We start from the raw sequence: 5,532 nt of genomic DNA on the forward strand, positions 1-5,532 counted from the left end.
CACCCGCGAAGTGCCTTTCTCCAAGAGCAACAGGACCGTCGACAAGTCCCAGTTTCCCTTGCAGACAAGGCACTTTCGCATCACCACACCCCGTGTCGCCCCACCAGGTGTGAAAGACCGAGGTTAACGTGATCAACAGGGAGAGCGCCGGGGCGTGCGGTGACCGGGTCAGTCGCGGGCGGGGCGGCCGCAGCTCTTCGTGGCGCGGAAGCCGGTGGGGAGGACGACCTCGCGCGGCTCGCCGCCGGCGATGAGGTCGAGCAGCAGCTCCGCGGCGACGCGTCCCATCTCGCGGGGGTCGCGGGAGATGGTGGCGATCGGCGGCTCGAGGAACTCGGCCAGCGGCACGTCGTCGCACGTGATGACCGAGATGTCGTCGGGGATCCGCAGGCCCGCCGATCGCACGGCCCTGAGCACGCCGGTGAGGATCTGGTTGCCGCCGGCGATGATCGCGGTCGGCGGGTCGTCCTGGCTCAGCGCGTCCATGCTCGCGGCCTCGCCGTGCTCCGGCGTGAACGACCCCTGCCGCACCAGGGCGGCGACGTCGGCACGTCCGCGGGACAGCCTGCGGAGCACCCGGGCGCGTTCCTTGGCGGGACGCACGTGCGGGTTGCCGTTGACGAGCGCGATCCTGTGGTGTCCGAGCTCGAACAGGTGGGTGACGGCCTCCGACATGCCGAACGCATGGTCGCTCAGCACGGAGCTGGCCTCGGGCGCGAGGGTGCTGTTGCGGTCGACGAGCACGCTCGGTGTCTGCGCGGACGCCAGGCTCGTCAGCGTCTCGTCGTGGTCCTCCGCGGCGAGCGAGAGCAGCAGTCCGTCGACGCGGCGCTGCCGGAACAGGCGTACGTGCCTGGCGTCGAGGTGCGCGTCGTTCATGGAGTTCGCGAGCTGCAGGGAGTAGCCGGCCTCGCTCAGGCGCGTCTCCGCGCCCTGGCCGATCTGTGCGAGCAGCGGGTTGGAGATGTCACCGACCACGAACCCGACCGTCATGGTCGCGCCGGTGCGCAGGCTCTGGGCCAGCATGTCGGGCTCGTAGCCGAGCGCGGCGACCGCGTCGAGCACCCGATGGCGCATCACGTCGCTGACGTCCGGGTGGCCGGAGAGGACCCGCGACACCGACGACAGGGCGACGCCGGCCCGGTCGGCGACCTCGCGCATGCTCGCCCGCTGCAGGCCGGCGCGCGCCGGCGGCGTGCCTGCGGACTTCGGGCTCACTCGGCCTCCTGCTGTCGTCGCTACGGTGCTCAGTACATCAGCAGGCCGCCGCTGACGTTGATCGTGGCTCCGGTGATGTACGCCGCGTGTCGGGATGCGAGGAAGACCGCGGTGCCGGCGAGGTCCTCCGGCTGCGCGAGCCGGCCGAGCGGCGTGGCCTCGAGCTGCTTGTCGAGGACGCCGTCGGCGAGGCCCGTGGTGAGCATCGGCGTGTCGACGTTGCCGGGCGCGAGGCAGTTGACGGTGATCCCGTGCGGGGCGAGCGTGCGGGCGAGGCCGCGGGTCATCGAGACCACGCCGCCCTTGGTCGCCGCGTACACGACGGAGCCGCCGTGGCCGCCTGTCCACCAGCTCTGGGACGCCACGGTGACGATCCGGCCGCCGTCGCCCTGCTCCCGCATCTGCCGCGCGGCCGCGCGGCAGAGGAAGAACGTGGCCCGCAGGTTCACCGACTCTTGGTCGTCCCAGTCGCTCTCGGTGACGTCGTCGATCTCGGTGCGGCGCCGGAGGACCGCCGCGTAGTTCACCAGGACGTCGAGGCGTCCCGCGGCCGAGACGGTGTCGGCCACCAGGCGGGCGGGCGCGTCCGGACGGGCGAGGTCGGTCGCCACGGCCAGGTGCCCGTCGCCGGGGAGTGCGGCGACGATCTCGTCGAGCGGGCCCTGCCCGCGGTCGCTCGCCACCACCCGGGCGCCGGTCGTGGCGAACGCCTCGACCGCCGCGCGCCCGACGCCGCCCGCGGCGCCTGTGCACAGGACCACCCGGCCGTCGAGCCCGGCACCGAGGTTCCACGTCATGGCTCGCCTCGCCGCATGCGTCCCCCCAGGGGTCAAGAAACGTTTCCAGAGATTCCGAAGCTAGCGCCGCCGCACACATCGGGTCAAGGAACGGGCCCGCCTTGCGTAACGTGTCGACGGCTGGATATCGTCTGTCACGATGGTTCTGGAAACGTTCCCGGAAGACGTAGGGGGGCCCGTGACCGACGTCGACGCAGGAGTCGCGCAGCGTACGACCGGCGAGCACCGGTCGGCGACCGACCTCACCATCACCGCGATCGAGACCTTCCCCGTGCTCGCCCCGCTGGCGCGCACCTTCCGCGGTAGCCATTATCAGATGACCCACCGTGCGACGCTCGTCACCCGGGTGCACACCGACGCCGGCATCGTCGGCGAGGCGTACGCCGGCGACGAGGACAAGACGCTCCACGACATCGACCGCATCGTGACCGCAGAGATCGCGCCGAACGTGCTGGGGCTCGACGCGATGGCGACCGAGCGGGTCTGGCAGGCGGGCTTCCCCGCGACGTACGACATCCTTCGTGACCGGCGGCTGGGGCTCGTCGCGCTCGCCTGCGTCGACACCGCGGTCTGGGACGCCGTCGGCAAGGCGCTCGGCGTCCCGCTGTGGCGCCTGTGGGGCGGCTACTCGAACCGCGTGCCGCTCCTGGCCATCGGCGGGTACTACGGCGAGCCGCTCGGCACGATCGCCGACGAGGTGGCCGGCTACCGCGAGATGGGACTGGCGGGCATGAAGTTCAAGGTCGGCGGCGCGACGCCGGCGGTCGACGCGGAGCGGGTGCGTGCCGCATGCGAGGCGGGCGGCGACGACTTCATCCTCACCGTCGACGCCAACCAGGGCTACACGGTCTCCGACGCAGTCGACTTCTGCCGGCGCGTCGACGGTCTCGGGGTGCGCTGGTTCGAGGAGCCCGTGCAGTGGTTCAACGACCGCCGCTCGCTTCGCGACGTCCGCGCGCGGACGACGATCCCCGTGTGCGCAGGACAGAGCGAGGTGTCGCCGTCCGGGTGCCGCGACCTGATGGAGGCCGGCGCGGTCGATGTGTGCAACTTCGACGCCTCCTGGTCGGGCGGGCCGACGGCGTGGCGGCGTACCGCGGCCATCGCGCACGCGTACGAGGTGCAGATGGGTCACCACGAGGAGCCGCAGGTGTCTGCGCACCTCGTCGCCAGTCAGCCGCACGGCACGTACGCGGAGTGCTTCCACCCGGACCGCGACCCGTTCTGGTGGAACCTGGTCGCCAACCGACCGCCGCTGGAGGCAGGCGAGCTCGTGCTGTCCGACGCTCCAGGCCTCGGCTGGGAGCTCGACTGGGACTACATCGGGCGCTACCTGGTGAAGAGCTGAGGAGGACGAACGTGTCGAACGCCGAGCCGCGGTCGCTCGCCGAGGGAGCACCGGCCGACGCGGACGAGCTGCTGCGTGCCATGTGGACCATCAGGTTCTTCGAGGACGAGGTCAAGGAGCTGTTCACCCGCAACCTCGTCCGCGGCAGCACGCACCTGTGCCAGGGCCAGGAGGCCGTCGCGGTCGGCGTCTGCCGCGCGCTGTCGGCGGGCGACACCATGACCTGCACCTACCGCGGGCACGGCGCCGTCCTCGCGATGGGGGCACCGGTCGACCGCAGCTTCGGCGAGCTGCTCGGCCGCGCGCAGGGCCTGTGCGGCGGCAAGGGCGGCTCGATGCATCTCGCGGACCTGTCGGTCGGCGCGCTGGGATCGAACGCGATCGTCGGCGGGCACCTGCCCACCTCTGTCGGCGCCGCGCTCGCGTCGCAGTACCTGCGCACCGGCGCGGTGTCCGTCGCGTTCTTCGGTGACGGCGCCACGAACATCGGCGCGTTCCACGAGAGCCTCAACCTCGCGTCGATCTGGAAGCTGCCGGCGATCTTCGTCATCGAGAACAACCACTACGGCGAGTACAGCCCGCTCGAGGCGACCACCCCGGTCACCCGCCTCGCCGACCGCGCTGCGTCGTACGGCATGCCGGGCGTGTACGTCGACGGCAACGACGTCGTGGCCGTGCGCGCGGTCGCGCGCGACGCCGTGGCGCGGGCGCGTGCGGGCGACGGGCCGACGCTCGTCGAGGCCGACACCTACCGCCAGCAGGGACACTCGCGGTCCGACCCCGGTGCGTACCGGCCGGACGGCGAGCTCGACGGCTGGATCGCGCGGGATCCGATCACCCGGCTGAGCGACGCGGTCGTCGCCGCGGGCACGCTCGGCGCCGAGCAGGTGGGTGCGATCCGCGACGAGGTGCTGCGCGATGTCAAGGACGCCGCGGAGCGCGCGATCGCGTGGCCGCAGCCCGAACCCGAGGCGCGGTTCGCGAACGTCTGGGCGGAGAGGAGCTGACGTGGGCGAGACCATGAACTACCGGCAGGTCATCGCGCGGGCGCTCGCCGACGAGCTCGCCGCCGACCCGAAGGTGATCTTCATCGGCGAGGACGTCGGCGCGGCAGGCGGCGCGTTCAAGTCCACGGTCGGGCTGCACGAGCGGTTCGGCTCCGACCGGGTGCGCGACACCCCGATCTCCGAGCAGGCGATCGTCGGCGCCGCCATCGGCGCGGCGATGATGGGCGTCCGGCCGGTCGCGGAGATCATGTTCGCCGACTTCGCCGGCGTGTGCTTCGACCAGATCGCCAACCAGCTCGCCAAGTTCAGGTACATGACGGACGGCCAGGCACGGCTCCCGGTCACGATCAGGATGGCCAACGGCGCGGGCGGTGGGTTCGCCGCCCAGCACTCCCAGCCGGCGGAGAACTGGTTCCTCAACATCCCCGGCCTGAAGATCGTGGTGCCCGCGACGGTGCCCGACCTCTACGGCCTGATGCGCGGGGCGATCCGCGACGACGACCCCGTGCTGTTCTTCGAGCACAAGAACCTGTTCGCGGTGAAGGGCGAGGTCGAGGACGGCGCGGGTCCGCTGCCGCTCGGCGTGGCCGACGTCGTCCGGCGGGGCGCCGACGTCACGATCGTCGCGACGCAGCAGATGCGTCATCGGTCGGTCGAGGCCGCCGAGCGGCTGGCGTCCGAGGGTGTCGAGGCGACCGTCATCGACCCGCGCACGCTGGTGCCGTTCGACGACGACGCCGTGGCCGACAGCCTGCGCACCACCTCGCGCCTGGTCGTGGTGCAGGAGGCGCCGCAGGCCGGCAGCTGGGGCGCCTCGCTCGTCGCGCGGATGGTGACCGGGCACTTCGACCTGTTCGACGCCGCCCCAGTGCTCGTCGCGGCCGACGACACGCCCGTGCCCTACGCCGGCACCCTCGAGGACGCCTGGCTGCCCAGCGTCGACCGCATCGTCACCGAGACCCGCAAGCTCGTCTCGTACTGAGACCCGGCGCTTCACCTCGCGGACGTGGACTTCACCTCGTCCCGGCACGAGGTGAAGTCCACGTTGATCACGTTAACCTCGGTCTTTCACACCTGGTGGGGCGACACGGGGTGTGGTGATGCGAAAGTGCCTTGTCTGCAAGGGAAACTGGGACTTGTCGACGGTCCTGTTGCTCTTGGA

Annotated in this window: 5 protein-coding genes; 3 read left to right on the plus strand and 2 right to left on the minus strand. The window is 71.6% G+C overall.

Translation table 11 applies throughout. The annotated features are described in order from the left end of the window. Window positions 1-168: 168 nt before the first annotated feature. Window positions 169-1,161, minus strand: coding sequence for a LacI family DNA-binding transcriptional regulator (locus GEV10_31590; GenBank protein MQA82945.1), 993 nt, complete (start codon window positions 1,159-1,161; stop codon window positions 169-171). Between the two features lie 86 nt (window positions 1,162-1,247). Further along, window positions 1,248-2,015 carry an SDR family oxidoreductase gene (locus tag GEV10_31595; GenBank protein ID MQA82946.1) on the minus strand — a complete coding sequence of 256 codons (768 nt, stop codon included), beginning with the start codon at window positions 2,013-2,015 and terminating at the stop codon, window positions 1,248-1,250. 139 nt (window positions 2,016-2,154) lie between these two features. Between GEV10_31595 and GEV10_31600 the strand changes: the two genes are divergently transcribed. From GEV10_31600 to GEV10_31610, 3 genes are all read left to right on the plus strand, one after another. Beyond that, complete coding sequence (locus GEV10_31600) at window positions 2,155-3,363, plus strand: mandelate racemase/muconate lactonizing enzyme family protein (GenBank protein MQA82947.1); 1,209 nt, start codon at window positions 2,155-2,157, stop codon at window positions 3,361-3,363. Between the two features lie 80 nt (window positions 3,364-3,443). Beyond that, window positions 3,444-4,370 carry a pyruvate dehydrogenase (acetyl-transferring) E1 component subunit alpha gene (locus GEV10_31605; GenBank protein MQA82948.1) on the plus strand — a complete coding sequence of 309 codons (927 nt, stop codon included), beginning with the start codon at window positions 3,444-3,446 and terminating at the stop codon, window positions 4,368-4,370. A 1-nt stretch (window position 4,371) separates the two neighbouring features. Beyond that, the gene (locus GEV10_31610) at window positions 4,372-5,352 is read left to right on the plus strand and encodes an alpha-ketoacid dehydrogenase subunit beta (protein MQA82949.1); all 981 of its coding nucleotides are present in this window, start codon (window positions 4,372-4,374) and stop codon (window positions 5,350-5,352) included. The last annotated feature ends 180 nt before the right edge of the window (window positions 5,353-5,532 follow it).

The sequence above is a fragment of the Streptosporangiales bacterium genome (assembly GCA_009379955.1).
In the GTDB taxonomy this organism is placed as follows: domain Bacteria; phylum Actinomycetota; class Actinomycetes; order Streptosporangiales; family WHST01; genus WHST01.

What these genes read in the sequence shown, in the direction of transcription:
- GEV10_31600 (MQA82947.1), top strand. Translation starts at nt 2,155, where the DNA reads ATGGTTCTGGAAACGTTCCCGGAAGACGTAGGGGGGCCCGTGACCGAC.
- GEV10_31605 (MQA82948.1), top strand. Translation starts at nt 3,444, where the DNA reads ATGTGGACCATCAGGTTCTTCGAGGACGAGGTCAAGGAGCTGTTCACC.
- GEV10_31595 (MQA82946.1), bottom strand. Translation starts at nt 2,015, where the DNA reads ATGACGTGGAACCTCGGTGCCGGGCTCGACGGCCGGGTGGTCCTGTGC.
- GEV10_31590 (MQA82945.1), bottom strand. Translation starts at nt 1,161, where the DNA reads ATGCGCGAGGTCGCCGACCGGGCCGGCGTCGCCCTGTCGTCGGTGTCG.